The organism is Streptomyces sp. R35 (assembly GCF_041053035.1).
Lineage (GTDB): Bacteria > Actinomycetota > Actinomycetes > Streptomycetales > Streptomycetaceae > Streptomyces > Streptomyces lutosisoli.
Window position 1 is genome coordinate 10,626,149 of sequence record NZ_CP163440.1, and the last position, 16,396, is coordinate 10,642,544.

General features: G+C 69.9%; 14 protein-coding genes. 9 read left to right on the forward strand and 5 right to left on the reverse strand.

Annotated elements, in window-relative coordinates; all coding sequences use genetic code 11:
• The first annotated feature begins 434 nt into the window (after window positions 1-434).
• Window positions 435-1,709: a sulfite oxidase gene (locus AB5J50_RS47815; protein WP_369264783.1), complete on the forward strand. Its 1,275-nt coding sequence runs from the start codon at window positions 435-437 to the stop codon at window positions 1,707-1,709.
• Window positions 1,710-1,736: 27 nt separating this feature from the next.
• Here AB5J50_RS47815 and AB5J50_RS47820 read toward each other — a convergent pair whose 3' ends face one another.
• The 5 genes from AB5J50_RS47820 to AB5J50_RS47840 all read right to left on the reverse strand — a co-directional run bounded on the left by AB5J50_RS47820 (window position 1,737) and on the right by AB5J50_RS47840 (window position 7,226).
• A complete protein-coding gene (locus AB5J50_RS47820; protein ID WP_369265715.1) occupies window positions 1,737-2,882 on the reverse strand; it encodes a homoserine O-acetyltransferase in 1,146 nt (381 codons plus the stop codon).
• Entirely contained in the window at window positions 2,879-4,240 is a 1,362-nt protein-coding gene (locus AB5J50_RS47825) for a bifunctional o-acetylhomoserine/o-acetylserine sulfhydrylase (protein ID WP_369264784.1), read from the reverse strand. Before AB5J50_RS47825 ends, AB5J50_RS47820 begins: the two co-directional genes overlap by 4 nt.
• A gap of 348 nt (window positions 4,241-4,588) precedes the next feature.
• Window positions 4,589-5,080: a hypothetical protein gene (locus tag AB5J50_RS47830; protein ID WP_369264785.1), complete on the reverse strand. Its 492-nt coding sequence runs from the start codon at window positions 5,078-5,080 to the stop codon at window positions 4,589-4,591.
• A 116-nt stretch (window positions 5,081-5,196) separates the two neighbouring features.
• Window positions 5,197-6,177, reverse strand: coding sequence for a phosphotransferase enzyme family protein (locus tag AB5J50_RS47835; RefSeq protein ID WP_369264786.1), 981 nt, complete (start codon window positions 6,175-6,177; stop codon window positions 5,197-5,199).
• Between the two features lie 116 nt (window positions 6,178-6,293).
• Window positions 6,294-7,226, reverse strand: a complete 933-nt coding sequence (locus AB5J50_RS47840) for an EamA family transporter (protein ID WP_369264787.1) — start codon at window positions 7,224-7,226, stop codon at window positions 6,294-6,296.
• A gap of 40 nt (window positions 7,227-7,266) precedes the next feature.
• Here AB5J50_RS47840 and AB5J50_RS47845 point away from each other — a divergent pair, with 40 nt between their 5' ends.
• The 8 genes from AB5J50_RS47845 to AB5J50_RS47880 all read left to right on the forward strand — a co-directional run bounded on the left by AB5J50_RS47845 (window position 7,267) and on the right by AB5J50_RS47880 (window position 16,157).
• On the forward strand, window positions 7,267-7,791 hold the full coding sequence (locus AB5J50_RS47845) for a MarR family winged helix-turn-helix transcriptional regulator (RefSeq protein ID WP_369264788.1): 525 nt from the start codon (window positions 7,267-7,269) through the stop codon (window positions 7,789-7,791).
• Window positions 7,792-8,200: 409 nt separating this feature from the next.
• Window positions 8,201-9,724 (forward strand): PQQ-binding-like beta-propeller repeat protein, encoded by a 1,524-nt coding sequence (locus tag AB5J50_RS47850; RefSeq protein ID WP_369264789.1) that lies wholly within the window; start codon window positions 8,201-8,203, stop codon window positions 9,722-9,724.
• Between the two features lie 218 nt (window positions 9,725-9,942).
• Window positions 9,943-10,860, forward strand: a complete 918-nt coding sequence (locus AB5J50_RS47855) for an LLM class F420-dependent oxidoreductase (RefSeq protein ID WP_369264790.1) — start codon at window positions 9,943-9,945, stop codon at window positions 10,858-10,860.
• A 75-nt stretch (window positions 10,861-10,935) separates the two neighbouring features.
• The gene (locus tag AB5J50_RS47860) at window positions 10,936-11,319 is read left to right on the forward strand and encodes a hypothetical protein (protein ID WP_369264791.1); all 384 of its coding nucleotides are present in this window, start codon (window positions 10,936-10,938) and stop codon (window positions 11,317-11,319) included.
• 265 nt (window positions 11,320-11,584) lie between these two features.
• Window positions 11,585-12,697 carry an LLM class flavin-dependent oxidoreductase gene (locus tag AB5J50_RS47865; protein WP_369264792.1) on the forward strand — a complete coding sequence of 371 codons (1,113 nt, stop codon included), beginning with the start codon at window positions 11,585-11,587 and terminating at the stop codon, window positions 12,695-12,697.
• Entirely contained in the window at window positions 12,694-14,094 is a 1,401-nt protein-coding gene (locus AB5J50_RS47870) for an NtaA/DmoA family FMN-dependent monooxygenase (protein WP_369264793.1), read from the forward strand. The genes AB5J50_RS47865 and AB5J50_RS47870 overlap by 4 nt, the downstream gene beginning before the upstream one ends.
• A 156-nt stretch (window positions 14,095-14,250) precedes the next feature.
• Window positions 14,251-15,084, forward strand: a complete 834-nt coding sequence (locus tag AB5J50_RS47875) for a DUF1684 domain-containing protein (protein WP_369264794.1) — start codon at window positions 14,251-14,253, stop codon at window positions 15,082-15,084.
• On the forward strand, window positions 15,081-16,157 hold the full coding sequence (locus AB5J50_RS47880) for an LLM class flavin-dependent oxidoreductase (RefSeq protein ID WP_369264795.1): 1,077 nt from the start codon (window positions 15,081-15,083) through the stop codon (window positions 16,155-16,157). Before AB5J50_RS47875 ends, AB5J50_RS47880 begins: the two co-directional genes overlap by 4 nt.
• The last annotated feature ends 239 nt before the right edge of the window (window positions 16,158-16,396 follow it).

Here is a 16,396-nt window from a genome sequence, read left to right on the forward strand (position 1 = left end):
ACTGTGACAGCCGGACCGGTCCGGCTGTCGGCGCGCAGACGTTAACCCCTGACGTGCGCGTCAAGGGCAAGAGCGTCGAGGTCACTCGACCAGGGAGGGCAACTCCTCGGCAGACGCGGTCCGTTCGCCCTGTTCGGCCCGTCCGTGCCTCACCGTGCCGACGTGAACGCTCCGTTGACACCGTCCGCCCCACGTGTTTGCATCCCGCCATGCCGTTGCCGGAGCCTCTGACCCGCCGCCGCGCCGTGGACCTCGTCCGGGTGGCCGCCGCGCTGTGTCGGACGACCGGCTGATCACGCGCTTCCTCCTCTCTCGGTCAACAGTCCTGCTGGACAAGCCAGTTGTGCACGCATCCGCCCCACCCGCGGATGCCCGTGCCCTGGCCTGCGCCGATCCCTCTCGCACTTTTCGTCCCTTCATGACGAGGACCCGCCATGCCTTCACCCACCCCCGCCGGTCACCGCTACGAAACCGACTACGACCGCCGCAGACTGCGCCAGTGGCTCGCCGGTGAGGCCAGGGCCGACGGGGTCACCCGCCGTCGGCTGCTCACCCTGCTCGCCGCCACCGCCGCCGGGACCGCCCTCGGTGCCACGCGGCCCGCCCACGCCGCCGACGGGCCGATCGTCAAGCCCCTGCCGCCCGAGTGGTTCATCGCGCGCGGCACCAACGCCGAGACCCGCTGGGAGGCGCTGCGCGGAACCGGCCACCACACCCCCAACGAGCTGTTCTTCGTACGCAACCACACCGCCACCCCCGTCCTGGAAGCCGACGACTGGCGGCTGCGGCTGTGGGGGAGCGGGCTGCGCGGCACGCCCGGCGAGGACCGGCCGGTGGAGTTCGGGTACGACGATCTGCGAGCCCTGCCGGCCGTCACCCGTACCGCATTTGTCGAGTGCGCCGGAAACGGTCGCTCCTACTACACGACACAGCAGGGCGAGACGGTCACCGGCACCCCGTGGACCCTGGGAGCGATCGGCGTCGCACGCTGGCGCGGGGTGCGCCTGGCCGACGTACTGCGCAGAGCCGGGCTGTCCCCGTACGCCGTGGACGTGCAGCCGCGCGGCCTGGACGCCGAGTACGTCAGCGGCGGTGAGAGTCTGGGACGGGTACGCCGTCCACTGCCGCTGGCCAAGGCGCTGGACGATGTACTGCTCGCGTACGAGATGAACGGTGAGCAGCTTCCGTACGACCACGGTTATCCGGTGCGGGTGTTGGTGCCCTCCTGGGTGGGGATCGCGTCGATCAAGTGGGTCGGCGACATCGAGGTGTCCGCGCAGCCGCTCTACTCGCCCTGGAACACCACCTTCTACCGGCTGTTCGGCCCCTCCCACCCCGAGGGCGGCAGCGCGCCGCTCACCCGGCAGGCCACGAAGAGCGCCTTCGAGCTGGCGAGCGGGGCCACGTTCACGGCGGGCCAGAGGCACGTACTGCACGGACGGTCGTGGTCGGGCGCGGGAGCCGTCGCCCGGGTCGACGTCAGCACCGACAGCGGCGCGAACTGGCGGCCCGCCCGCCTGCACGACCGGCCCCGCGCCGGTACCTGGACCCGCTGGTCCCTCGGTTGGCAGCCCGACGCACCCGGCGCCACCCACCTGCTGGCCCGCGCCACGGACACGGCCGGCCGCACTCAGCCGGACATCGCCGTCCCCAACACACAGGGCTACCTCTTCGACGCGGTGGTACGGCATCCGGTGAGCGTGGTGTGACGGATCAACGGACCTGAACGGTCGCCGCTAACCGACGAGTTCGCGTACGAGCGCGGCGACCTGTTCCACTTCGATGAGGAAGCCGTCGTGACCGTAGGGGGATTCGATCACTCGGAGGTGATCCGCTGTGCGGATCCCGGCGGCCAGCTCCGCCTGCTGGCTGAGGGGATACAGGCGGTCCGAGCTCACTCCGGCGACCAGCGTCCTGGCGGTCACGCGGCGCAGGGCGGCGCGCGTACCGCCGCGACCGCGGCCGATGTCGTGCGTGTTCATGGCGTCCGCCAGCACGACATAGCTCCCCGCATCGAAGCGGCGCACCAGCTTGGCGGCGTGGTGGTCGAGATAGGACTCGACCTGGTACCGGCCGCCGTTCCAGGGGTCCTCCGAACCCTGGGGCGTGCGACCGAAGCGGACCTGCAACTCCGGCTCGCTGCGGTAGGTGACGTGGGCGAGGCGGCGGGCCAGGCCGAGTCCCGCGTGCGGACCGCGGCCGGTGTCGTGGTAGTCGCCGCCGCGCCAGTGCGGGTCGCTGCGAATGGCGTGGAGCTGGATGTTGGCCCAGGCGATCTGCTCCGCGCTTGCCGCCGCCGTGGTGGCGAGCAGGAGGAGTGCGCTCGTGCGCTCCGGATACGAGACGGCCCACTCCACGGCGCGCATCCCGCCCATGGAGCCGCCGACCACCAGGGCCCAGCGGTCGATGCCGAGTGCGTCGGCCAGGCCGGCTTCCGCAGCGACCTGGTCGCGCTGTGTCAGGGCGGGGAAGGTTCCACCCCAGTGCCGCCCGTCGGGACGTGTTGAGGACGGTCCGGTACTGCCCTGGCAGCCGCCCAGCACATTGGGAGCGACGACGAACCAGCGGTCCGTGTCCAATGCCAGCCCGGCCCCGATGAGCCCGTCCCACCAGCCGGGGGTGGGGTGACCGGGTTCAGCCGGTCCGGCGACATGGCTGTCGCCGGTGAGCGCGTGGAGCACCAGTACGGCGTTGGAGCGGTCCGCTGCCAGCCGCCCCCAGGTTTCGAACGCGAGCCGCGCACCGGGCAGTTCACCTGCTGCCTCCAACGGCAGCGGTTTCTCCCGTACGTGCCATTGGCGGCGCCCCGGAGGGTCCCCCTCCCTCCAGGCGCCTGAGGCCGGCGGGAGGGGGACCTCGGAGGTCGTCAGTACGGTGTTCAGGACGCGCCCTTCGCCGCGCGGAAGCCGGCCTCCAGGTCCGCCTTGAGATCGGCGAGGTTCTCGATGCCGACCGACAGGCGCACCAGGCCGGGCGAGGTGCCGGTCGCCGCCAACTGCGCATCGTCCAGCTGGCTGTGGGTGGTGGACGCCGGATGGATGATGAGACTGCGTACGTCGCCGATGTTGGCGAGGTGACTGAACAGCTCGACCGCGTCCACGAACCGCTTGCCCGCCTCGACGCCGTCCCGCAGCTCGAAGGAGACCACGGCACCGGCACCGCGCGGGAGGTACTTCTGCCCCGCCTTGTACCACTGGCTGGATTCCAGTCCCGGATAGTGGACAGCGGCGACCTCGTCGCGCTGCTCCAGCCACTCCGCGAGGGCCTGGGCGTTGGCCGAGTGCCGCTCGATGCGCAGACTCAGGGTCTCCACGCCTTGAAGCAGCAGGAACGCGGAGTGCGGCGCGAGGGCGGGGCCGAGGTCGCGCAGCAGCTGGACCCGCAGCTTGATCGCGAAGGCGCCCGGGCCGAGCGCCGGCCAGTACCGCAGCCCGTGGTAGCTCGGGTCGGGCTCGGTGAAGTCGGGGAAGCGCTCGGCATGCGCGCCGAAGTCGAAGGTGCCGCCGTCCACGACGACACCCGCGATGGTGGTCCCGTGTCCGCCGAGGAACTTGGTCGCCGAGTGCACGACGATGTCCGCGCCGTGCTCAAGGGGCCGCAGCAGATAGGGAGTCGGCACGGTGTTGTCCACGATCAGTGGCACCCCGGCCTCATGGGCGACATCCGCGACCGCCCGCACGTCCAGGACATTGCCGCGCGGATTGCCCAGCGTCTCTGCGAACAGCGCCTTGGTGTGGGGCCGGATCGCCGCCCGCCAGGCCTCGACGTCGTCCGGGTCGTCCACGAACGACACCTCGATGCCCAGCTTGGGCAGCGTGTGCCGGAACAGGTTGTACGTGCCGCCGTACAGGGACGTGCTGGAGACGATGTGGTCGCCGGCGCTCGCCAGAGTCAGGATCGCCAGGGTCTCCGCGGCCTGCCCGGAGGCCAGGGCCACCGCGGCGACCCCGCCTTCGAGCGCGGCGATCCGCTGCTCGAAGACGTCCTGGGTCGGGTTGTGAATGCGGGTGTAGATGTTGCCCGGCTCGGCGAGCGAGAACAGGTCGGCGGCGTGCTGGGTGTCGCGGAAGACGAACGAGGTGGTCTGGTAGATCGGCGTCGCCCGCGCCCCGGTCGTCGGGTCCGGCGCGGCACCGGCGTGGATCTGCTTGGTCTCGAACGACCAGGCCGAGGTGTCGGGCCCGGCGGGTTCGTCCTCGGGGGTGTGGCCGGCGGTGACGGAGTCGATCGGCTGGCTCATGGTTCTCCCTTGTGCGGGGCGTGCGGGGTGCGTGAAGAGACCGCGGGGCTGCTGTCCGGACCTGAAAAGGGCAGGGCGGAGGACAGTGCGGCGCGGTGGTGAAGAGGGGGATCAGATACCGGAGCGGAGCGTCAGCTCACGGCGGAACAACCCGTGGTGGTGACACGCACGTAGTCAACGTGGCGGCGGGTCACAAGCACGGTCATGGGGTCAGGTAACCACAGATGGTGACGGCACACCAGCACGACTGGGAGGGCGGCGACGCCTCGGGCGCCCCGCCCGGCCGTCCATGGAGGCCAGTGGCCAGGCACACACGGTGCTGCCGATCGTTCTGTGAAATCAGCAGTGTCAAGCCGTGTGCTTGTGCATCACGTCGAGGTAGTGCCGATCACGGTGCGGCACGTGGTTGTCCCGTCCCGGCAGGCTGAAGACCGCGCAGACGTCAGCGGGTTGGGTGATGAGACTTGACTGCTCGCCGAAGGTGAGTCTGCTGTTGACGGCGTGCCGGCAGCCTGCGTTGTCCAGGGCGGCGATCAGGTCCTCGCGGAGGACGGTGGCCTCGAACGACTCGGAATCGGGCAGGACGAGCGGCGGAAGTCCGGCGGTCGAACCGGGCCAGAGGCTGACCCAGATTCCGCTGACGGCCCGCTGAGTGACCACCAGCCGCAGCCCGCCCCAGGAGTACGGATAGCCGTCGATATCGGGCCCCTTCAAGATGTGGGCGGGGTGCGGGCGCCCCGGGCCGAGGAGATCTTCAGCCTCAGCCAGGGACATTCCGCAGCTCAGGGGCCCGATCCGGCCAGTGCTGGAGAAGCCGACGAGTACGTCCATCAAGGTCACGGCAGTGACTGTGACACTCTCCCGATCCAGTTCGCACGCCAGATGTTCGGACGGGCACAGCTCCCGCTTTTCCGTGAACGCGTGAGTGGTCTGCGATGACCTCGATGACCGACCGGTCACCACTCGGTCTCAAGGGCCTGGATCAATCGGGAGGCCGCGGCCAGGTCCGGCATGTTCCGCAAGGAGGCAACGACTTGGCCGCTCGCGAACTCCCGCTGCGCGGCGGTCACGGTCGGATCGATCGCGCACTCGGCCTGCACGTAAAGATAGTTCAAGGCCGTTGCGAAGAGCATCGAGAACGAATCCAGGCCTTTGACGGTCGCACGACCTCCTGCATCCACATACGCGCGGGCCAATCGCCGAGCGGAATCCGTCTGGAACTGGTTCCCGCCCGACCATACGTAAATGGCTCGTGCGAGCTCGCGTTCCGCCGATGTGGATCCTGCGTTGTCCCAGTCGAGGAGAACCGGCCCGGCCGGACCAACCAGAACATTCTGGGGCTGTAGGTCGAGATGTGACGTCACCAAATCACCAGGGTCCGACGTGGTCACATGGTGCGTCAGCTCTGCCGCCGAGGTGGAGAGGAATTGCCCCAGCGCGTCCGACCACGGCAGACCTGCCTGGCGAATCTCCTCGTGCAGTTCTGCCCAGTCGGCGGCCAGGTGGCACTCCTCGTACCAGGCGTTCGGTGTCGCGGTTGCACCCTTTCCGGCCATGTGGAGGAGTGCCAGGGTTCGGCCGAACCAGCTCAGGACTTCCGGGTCGGAGGCGTCTGCCTCAGTCCCGTTGACCCAGTCGTACAGCTTTACGTAGGAGCCGCCCAACGGGGGAGGGAGTCGTGAGACGTATTCACCGTCGCGATTCGGGATGAATCGTGGCGACACGATCCCCAGTTTCTCCGTGGCGTTCCGTAGCGCGGCCTCCCGGTGGACCTGCTGCTTGTCGCAGCCGAAGAGGAGTTCCTTCACTGCCCATGAGGAGCCGTTTCCGGTTAACTTCCAGATCTGGCCCAGCGCGCCACGGGTGACGGGCGTCATCGTCCATGGCCCGGTGCCCAGTGCATAGATGTCCGCCATGAAGTCGGCTGTGTCATGCATGCAGGTGCCTCTCTAGGTGCTGAGGGTCACCGTTGACTTTAGGGTCCCTTGGGCATTTCGTTCTCACGAATTTGTGCCTGTACGAAGCGGACGTGACCGCCGGGAGCCCCGCGTACTCATCGAGGATTGCTCGGGGATGGCTCGCGCGCGGGACTTTCGGCAGAGACAGGATGGGCGGGTTTCTGACTGCTGCCGCGGCGGTCTGCGCGCGTGGGTCGGCCGAGGAGGACTCCGGCCAGGACCAGGCCCAGTCCGCACAGTTGCTGAACGGTCAGCACCTCGGCGGCGACCACTGTGCCGAGCAGTACGCCCGTGACGGGGTTGAGCAGTCCGATCAGACCGACGGTCCCTGCGGGCAGGTGCCGCAGTCCGGTGAACCAGGCGGCGAAGGCCAGCGCGGTGGCGACCAGGGTGACGTAGCCGAACGCGAGGAGTGCCGGCGTGGAGAGCGCGGGGGGAGGACCCTCCACGGCTGCGGCAGCTGGGAGCAGGAACAGGCCTCCGGCGGTGAGCTGCCAGGCGGTCGAGGCGAGTACGTCGGCGTCGGCGCTCCACCGCTTGGCCAGGATGTGGCCGAAGGACGACACCAGCATGGCGGCGGCGGAGGCGAGGACTCCCGGCACGCTCACCCTTTCCACCCCCGTGAGCAGCATGAGACACACCCCGGCGAGCCCGATCGCGGCGCCGGCCAGGTGGGCGGTCCGGGGCCGCTCGGACACCAGGGGCCAGGCTATGAGCATCATCGTCAGCGGGGACACCGCCATGACGGTCGAGGCGACGCTCGTCGGCAGCAGCTGGGAAGCGACGTAGACGAGGACGAAGAACACGCTCGCGTTGAGCAGCCCGAGCACCGCGGATCGCCACCACCATGCGCCACGCGGCCGCTGCCTGCACAGGGCCAGCAGGATGAGGCCGGCGGGCAGCGCACGCAGAGCAGCCCCGTAGAGCGGCCGGTCGGCGGGGAGGAACTCGTGCGTGACGAAGTAGTTGGCCCCCCATGCCACCGGTGCGACCGCGGTCAGTGCCACCCAACGTGCATTAGCTTCCATGGAAGACAATATAGCTTCCCGGGAAGCTAATATGGTGTCCATGGAAGACCGGCAACCGTTGGACCGTGTAGCCCGCATCCAGGCCGACTGGCGCCGTGAACGGCCCGACCTCGATGTCACCCCGCAGGGAGTGATCGGCCGGCTGCACCGCCTGGCGGACCAGCTCACCGAAGAACTCTGCCTCGTATACGGCCGCTACGGCCTCAGCGAGGGGGAGTTCGACGTCCTGTGTGCCCTCCGCCGCGCGGGTCAGCCGTACGAGCGGGCACCTGGCGAGCTCGCCGCGCACACCATGGTCACCACCGGCGCGATGTCGAAGAGAATCGACCGCTTGGAGCGGGCCGGGCTTGTCACCCGCCGCCGCTCCGACGACGACCAACGCGGCCGGATCGTCGCCCTCACGAAGCCCGGGCGCGAGCTGATCGACCGTGCGTTCACCGACCACATGCGCAACGAACGTCACTTGCTGGACCTGCTGGCCCCCGCCGAGGCCAAGGCGCTCGAAGCACTGCTCACGACCTGGCTCTCCCGCATGGAACATCCACGCCCTCCCGGCAGCGAATGACCCGCACCCCTTCCGGGCGGTGACCGGTGCAAGGAGGTTCACGCGCAGCTTCTCAGCCTGTTCCTTGACCTCGGGCGCCGGCACAACGGGCCGATCTCCGCGACGAGTTCAGCAGTCACATCCGCTGACAAGCGTTGGCCCCCGGACCGGCTGTGTTGTCAGTGGCTCGGGATACGGTGCGGCGTGTTCGGCCGGACGGAGATCGTGAGGGACTCGCGGCCATGGGGGGGTGGGTCGTACAGGCCCCGGCACCCAGCTCGGGACTGGAGTTAGTTTGCCGTGTCCCCACCCCCCAACTCCGCGTGCCGACTGCCCGCTACGTCACCCCCCGCATGTACACGATCAACGAGCGGGCATAGTAGGGGGCTCCCCCGAGACCGAACGGCCTTCACTGAAAGGACTCCCGCGCGTGAGCTTCGGCCCGCCTCCTTCTCCGTACACCCAATCCGCGTTGGCGGCGGACACCGACCGAAGACGGCGCCGTACGAGACTGATCGGCGCCGTGGCCGCCGTACTCGTCGTGGTGTTGTGCGTGGGCGGGTGGCTTCTGATGTACGGGACCGGCGACAAGACCCCGGCGAACAGCAAGGCGACGGCTGCTCCGCAAGCTCCCGACGACATCAGGGAGACGGTCGAGAAGCTCCCGAGCACGCCCGAGGGTGAACTGGCCGTCGGCTGGATGGAGGAGAACCTCGAGAAGACCACGGACGTCAACCCCCGCTATGCGCCGGGCACCTGGGCGACCGGCAAGATCTTCGCCAAGGGCATCGCCGACGAGGTCATGGGCTTCAAGGTCGACCGGTACGGCGGCGACAAGGCGTGGACGCTCAAGCTCGGCGGCCATATCTGCGCGACGACCAAGCACGTGACCGCGGACGGTCGTACGGCCGTGGTCGTCCAGCCCCCCAAGCCCAAGGGGTCCCCGACCGAGGGCGTCTGCGACGAGGTGGTGTTCTTCGACATCGACACAGGCAAGAAGCTCTGGCAGTCGAAGATGCCCGAGGCCGCCTCCGCGTTCGTGACGAACACGAACCTGACCATGACGCGGGGCACCGTCGCCGTGGCATGGGATCAGGGCTCGGTGGCGTACGACATGAAGGACGGCAAGCAGCTCTGGAAGAGCACGACCGTCTCCCGGTGCGAGGACCACGGGTTCGCCGGAGGGCGCGCGCTTCTCGCCCTGGCCCGATGCGGATCCCTGCCCGACGTCACGTACGAGGTGCAGAAGCTCGATCCCCGTACGGGCAAGGCCAAGTGGACGTACAAGGTCGGCAAGGGCATCACGACCGTCTATCTGCCCTCGTCCGATCCGCCGGTGCTCGCCGTCGGGGCCGGGGACACCACGGTGACCGACTTGATCACCCTCGACGCGGACGGCAAGCACAGCGCCACCATTTCCCTGCACGGCGAGAGCTACGACCCGATGTGCGGCGTCCGGTACTCCAGCACGTCGCGCTTCGGCGTGGTGGAGAACTGTGACGCGATGGTGGTGGGGCGCACCGAGATCTTCGTCGCCAGCAAGGTGGGGTCCGAGAACGGACAGGAGGCGAACTGGATCGTGGGGTTCGATGTCGCGACGGGCAAGACGCTGCGCAAGTTCAACGGGCGCGAGGGGCAGCCGATCTATCCGCTGCGGACGAGCGGCGACCAGCTCCTGGTCTACCGCGCGACGCGCGACGACATCGGCCCCGCTGCGGTGATCAGCCTGGATCCGCGTACGGGCAAGGAGACCCCGTTCCTGCTGTTCCGCCTGCCGGACGACAACAGCAGTGACCGCCAGTTCGGTGATCCAGACAAGTCGGACATCATCGTCGAGCAAGGCCGCGTGTACTTCGCGAAGCGGGAGCTCGTCGCGGACTTCAAGTATCCGGAGGATCCGGTACGGGCCTTCCTCGGTATCGCGAGCAGTGCCGCGACGCGAAGCGCCAAGTAGAAGATCAGAGACTCGACGAGTCGAAGGGGAGGCGGTCGGGGCGGCGTGTCCGCCCCGACCGCCTCCCCTTCAGCGAATCGCCGCTCCGCACCCTACGACCAGCCGGGTGACGACTTCCCGCCGGGCGCGCTGAGTCCTTGAGCGCTGTCACGAGGCCGCCACGAGCTTGTCATGCGCGAGCAGGAATGCCCGTCACGCGGGCGCCGGTTGCCCTGTGTATGACCATCGGTGTAGCGCTCGCTCTCCAGAACCGGATCGACAGCACGGTGCATCTCGCGCGGGAGGCCCACGAGGCCGGACTGCGCTCCGCATGGTTCGGGCAGACCTTCGCGTACGACTCTCCCTCCCTTGCCGCGATCGTCGGCCGCGAGGTTCCCGGGCTGCACGTCGGGACCGCCGCGATCCCCGTCTTCGGCCGCCATCCGCTGCTCGTGTCCAGCCAGGCACAGACGGCCCAGGCCGCCACCGGCGGCCGCTACCACCTCGGGCTCGCGCTCGGCACCAAGCACCTGACCGAGGCAGGCTTCGGCATTCCGTACGACCGCCCCATCGCCCGGCTCCGGGAGTTCCTCACCGCCCTGCGCCAACTCGTGGAGACGGGCAGCGCCGACTTCCACGGAGAACTGCTGACCGCCACCACACCGCTGCCGGCGTCGGTGCCGGGCGCCGATCCGCCGGTCCCGCTGCTGGTCGCCGCCATGGCGCCGCAGGCACTGCGCGCTTCCGGTGAACTCGCGGACGGCATCATTCCGCTCCTGGCAGGGCCGCGCGCCCTCGCCGAGCACATCGTTCCGGCCGTCACCGCGGCGGCCGAGGCGGCGGGCCGGCCGGCGCCCCGGATCGTTGCCTTCGTGCCCGGCGTGGTCACCGCCGACGTCGAGGCGGTACGGGAGACCGCGACCGGGACGCTCGCGTTCTACGAGCAGTTTCCTTCCTACCAGCGCGTCATCGGGCTTTCCGGCGGCACCCGGGCCGTGGACCTGGCCGTCATCGGCGACGAGGAGACCGTTGCGGCCGAGGTGCACCGGTACCGCGAGGCCGGGGCGACGGAAGTGGTGTTCACCGCGACGGACCTGGGTGGTGAGGCGGACCGACGCCGTACCTGGAAGCTGCTCGGAGAGCTGGCGAACGGCTGAGGCGCCCCGGACCGGGGCGAGTTGAGGTCTCTGCCGGTTCGGTCAGTACCAGGGCACGAAGGCGGGACGAGACCCATGGAGAACGCCGAGCTCGGCCACCGCGACCCGCGCCGCCCGCCTCTCAGTCGTCACCGGCGACCTCATCCTGCCGGCCTCGGCTGGAGCGACGTCGAATTCACCGCGGGTCAGGCCGGCCTGGTGGCACTGTTCCACGTCGCGCTGGTGGACACGCAGATCGCCACCTCCGACAGCAAGTACGCCTACCTGCGCCGGCGCCCGGTCACCGCGATCCGCACCGGCACGATCGACCCCGATGCCGGCGCATCCGGACTACCCCAGCGGCCACAACACGTACGCGGGGTCGGCGGAGACGATCCTCACGGCGCTCACCGGGCCTCGTACGGCCCCCTTCGATCTCACCAGCCCCACCGCTCCCGGAGTGACCCGCACCCGCCGTGACAGCTTTTGTGTGCGCGTACATCTAATGGTCTTGACATCTTCCAGTGCCGACGACGTAGGTTGAAGCGATCAGTCCCGGACGGGTGGAGGCCCCGATGCGCGTACATGGCGCCGCACCGCACGGTGCCGGCACGGGTACGTGGCTGATCATCCGGCGGCACGTCGACTACTGCCGCACCGCTTCCGCCGTCTGTCCTTCCGCACATTCCTGACCCCCGTCGGCCCGTCGGGCCGGCCGTCTCGTTGTGCCCTCGGAAGGAACCCCATGTCCGGCCCCGCCCTGCGGCTCGCCGTCGAACTCGACGGTGACGGCGCCCATCCCGCGGCCTGGCGCCGCGCCGCCCACTCGCCCGACCACCTGCTGACCCCGCGCCGAGTGGCCCGCGTCGCCGCCGCCGCGGAGAATGCCGGGTTCACCCTGCTCACCCTGGAGGACGGCGCACTCCCGCCCGGCGCCACGCCCGACGTGGCCGGCCGCATCGGCGCGGTGGAGCGGGCCGCTTTCCTCGCCGCGTCGACGAGCGTCATCGGCATCGCGCCGGTCGTCCCGGTCACCTACACCGAACCGTTCCACGTCTCCAGCCAGTTGGCGTCCCTCGACCACATCTCGCTCGGGCGTGCCGGGTGGGTGGTGAGTGAGGAGGCACGTCCCGAGGCGGCCCGCGCCTGGGACCGTCCCCTCGTCGACGGCGCCGCCGCCCGCGCACGCGAGTCCCGCGACGGCGTGGAGGTCGTCCGCGCCCTGTGGGACTCCTGGGAGGACGACGCGGTCATCCGCTCCGTGGCCACCAGCCGCTACCTCGACCGCGACCGGCTCCACTACGTCGACTTCACCGGCGACACCTACGCCGTGAAGGGCCCGGGGATCGTGCCGCGTCCGCCCCAGGGCCAACTCGTCGTGCTCGGCAGCCTCGACCTCGTGCCCGCCGAGCAACTGGACGTCGCCCTCGTCGAGGGCCGCGACGTCGCCGCGGTCACCGCGGCCGCGACCGCCGCCGCCGGAACTCCGCGTACCTTCGCCGAGGTCGAGGTCGCCCTCGACACCGTGGCCGCCACGGCCGACGAACGCGTCGCCGACCTCGAACGGCACACACCCTGGACCGACCGCGGACGGCTGCGCCACATCGGCTCCGCCGCCGGACTCGCCGCACTCCTGGGGGAGTTGAGGGGCGTTGTGGATGGAGTCCGGCTGCACCCGCTGGTGCTGGACGAGGACCTGCCCGAGCTGTCCCGGCTCGTCCTGCCCCACCTCTTCGAGCGGCGCCACGCCGTCCGCCCGCTGCCCGGCGCGTCCCTGCGCACCCACCTGGGCCTTGAGCGGCCCGCCAACCGCTACGCCGCCGGTGCGGCGTTCGAGGCGCTTGAGGAGACCCGATGACCCGCACCGACCCCCTCGACGTCCCTCGCCCGGACGCTCAACTCCACTTCGGAGTCTTCTTCCAGGGCGTCAACCACTGGACCATCTGGTCCGACCCGGCCAGCGGCTCCCAGATCGACCCCGCCAACTTCCGGCGCGTGGCCCAGACCGCCGAACGGGGCCTGTTCGACGCGTTCTTCCTGGGGGAGGGGCTGAGGCTGCGCGAGGTCGACGGACAGATCCACGACCTCGACGTCGCCGGACGGCCGGACGCCATCACCCAGCTCGCCGCGCTGGCCGCCGTCACCGACCGGATCGGCCTGGTCAGCACCTCCAACACCACCTTCAACGAACCTGCCGACCTCGCCCGCCGTCTGTCCGGTCTCGACCTGCTCTCCGAGGGCCGCGCCGGCTGGAACGTGGTGACGACCGACAACGCCTGGACCGGCGCCAACTTCCGCCGCGGCGGCTACCTCGACCACGCCGACCGCTACCGACGCGCCGAGGAGTTCCTCACCGTGGCCCGCGCGATCTGGGACGGCTGGGAGAACGGGGCCGTCTCCGGCTCCCCGGGCGCCCCCGCCTGGGCGGCACCCGGCGCCGTACGCCAAGTCCGCCACAAGGGGCCGCAGTTCGACGTCGACCTCGCGCCCACGCTGCCGCGCAGCGTCCAAGGCCACCCGGTGATCTTCCAGGCCGGGGACTCCGGCGACGGCCGGGACTTCGCCGCCCGCAACGCCGACGTCATCTTCTCCGCGCACGGCAGCGACTTCGACGACGCGCTCGCCTTCGCCGACGACCTCCGGCACCGCCTGCGGGCCGTCGGCCGGCCCGACGACGACCTGCGCATCCTCCCGGGTACGGAGATCATCATCGGGGCCACGGAGGAAGAGGCCCTGGAGAAGAAGCAGTGGATCCGCCTCCAACAGGTCACCCCGGCAACCGCGTTGGGCATCGCCGGACTCCTGTGGGGCCTGGACCTCACCGATCGCGACGCCGACGGGCCGCTGCCCAAGGAGGACCCGGTCGTCGCCGAGAACGACGGTTCCTTCGGCGCACGGCGTATCACCGACCCGCGCAAGGTGGTCGCCGAGTGGCGGGAGAAGGCCGAGACGCACCGGTGGTCGCTGCGCGAGACCGTCATCGCGCTCGGTCCCCAGCGCGGCCACGTCGGCACTCCGGCGGGACTGGCGGACAAGTTCGCCCACTTCGTCCGGCACGGCGCCGTCGACGGCTTCAACGTCACGCCGTACCTGATCCCCGACGGCCTCGACGACATCGTCGACCTGCTCGTCCCCGCACTGCAGGAACGCGGTGTCTACCGCACCGAGTACACGGGTACGACGCTGCGCGAGCACCTTGGCCTGCGGGAACCCCTCACCCACCGCTCCACGACCGACCGGCGACAGGCCGGCTGACCGCGTCTCCTCCGCGACGACGGCCCACCCCCCTCGGGGTGGGCCGGTTCCACTCGCTGTTCACCAACGCCGGCCACGACTACACCCGCGAGCTGCTCGCGGCGATCCCGGGCAGCAGCTATCAGGACGTACACCGGCCCACGACAAGGAGCACACGTGACCGTTCAAGATGCCCAGGCGGACCTTCAAGCCTTCACTCACGACTGGCAGGAGTGGCATCGCAGGCAGGAAGCAAGCATCGGCGACCCGCACGGGTTCCTGGCGATCACCCACCTGCACTGGCTCAGCGACCAGCCGCAACGCTTCCCGGATGCTCCCGGAGCATGGTCGACCGACGCCGACGGGATCACCGTAGTCCTCGACGACGGAGAGGAACTGGTCGTCGACGGAACCCTCGTTCAGGGCGAGCACCGCTTCGGGGTGCTCCCGGAGCGCAGCAGCGTCAGCGCGGTCTGGGGCGACGCCGTGATCGAGGTGGCCAAGCGCGGCGGGCACGACATCGTCCGCCCCCGGCACCCGGACGCACCGCTGCGCACCGCCTTCGCCGGAACGCCCGCCTACGCACCCCACCCTCGCTGGGCCGTGACCGGCTGCTATGTGGCCTTCGACGAGCCGCGGCCCACGACTGTGGGCGCGGCCGTCGAGGGACTGGAGCACGTGTACGACGCGCCGGGCCGGGTCGAGTTCGAGCTGGACGGGCAGGCGCTGGCACTGACGGCATTTCCCGGGCACGGTCCGGGCAGTCTGATGGTCCTGTTCACCGACGCGACCTCCGGGGTCACCACCTACGCGGCCAACCGGGTCCTTGTGCTGGCTCCACCTGCCGCGGACGGCACGGTCGAACTGGACTTCAACCGCGCGGCGAACCTGCCATGCGCCTACACCGATCTGGCCACCTGCCCACTGCCGCCGACGGAGAACCGGCTGCCCGTGTCGATCGAGGCCGGGGAGAAGATCCCCCACGAGCGCAGCGCGCGGAGCGAGTCATGAGCATCCCCACAAGCAGCAGCATCCCCACAAGCGGCAGCGTCCCCACGATCAGCTCATTGGCCTTCCTCACTCCCGGCAACTTCGCCGACGACGACCCCTACACCGGTCTGGAGGAGACGCTGCAACTGTTCGAGTACGGCGAACGGCTCGGCTTCGACGGCGCCTGGATCCGCCAACGCCATCTCGAGCACGGTGTCGGCTCGGCCGCGGTGTTCCTCGCCGCGGCCGGCCAGCGCACCGAGCAGGTCGAGCTGGGGACCGCGGTCATCCCGATCGGGTACGAGAGCCCGTTCCGGCTGGCCGAGGACCTGGCGCTGGCAGACGTACTGTCCCGCGGTCGGCTCCAGGTCGGGTTCAGCACCGGCATGCCGCACGCCGAGCTGCTCGGCGATCTGGTCTACGACGGGGACTGGCGCAGCTTCGACCTCTCCTACGGCAGGGTCGCCCGCGTCATCGACAACCTGCGCGGTGACTACCTCGGGAATCCGGACACGGTGATCCAGTCGCCGGGCAACACCCAGCGGCCACGGCTGCAACCGCACAACCCCGGCCTGGTGGACCGCACTTGGTACGGAGGAAGCCGCCTGCGCTCGACCCGGTGGGCCGCCGAACACGGCCTGAACCTGCTGAGCGGCAACATCGTCACCGGCGAAGGCACCGACGACTTCACCACGGCCCAGCTCACCCTGATCTCCGAGTACCGGCGTGCCATCTCCGACGGCCGGCCGGCGCGGGTGGCGCTGGGACGGGTGATCGTGCCGTTCGACAGCGCCGACGCGACCACTCGGGCCCGCTACCGGGACTACGCGGCCGGCCGGCACCAGCGCACCCTGGCACCGCAGGGCGAGAAGCGGATCCTGTTCGCCCCGGACGTGGTCGGGACCGCGGAGCAGATCCTGGAGCAGTTGACCGCGGATCCCGTGGTCTCGGCCGTGTCGGAGCTGCGCCTGGAGTTGCCGTACGAGTTCCATCGGGCCGACTACGAGCAGATCCTGCACGATGTCCGGCACCTGATCGCGCCCGAGCTCGGCTGGCGACCGGCCGCGGAGACCGCCTCCGCGGTCCCCGCATGACCCGCTGCCCTGGATGTACTGCCCAGGGACGTTGGTCAACCTGGTGATGGGTGATGAGGGCTGCCCTCGCCGAAGGTGACGTGGTCGTCGTTCTGGGATCAGGGAGGGATTTCCGGCGGATCCGAAGGGGCGAAGAAGTTCCACGTGTCCGCAATGCAAGACCTGTTCCGGAACTTCTTGACCGAAGTGGTGGACGTCTGCTGAACTCCCGTTTCATGACCCCGCGCGTTGATTTGACT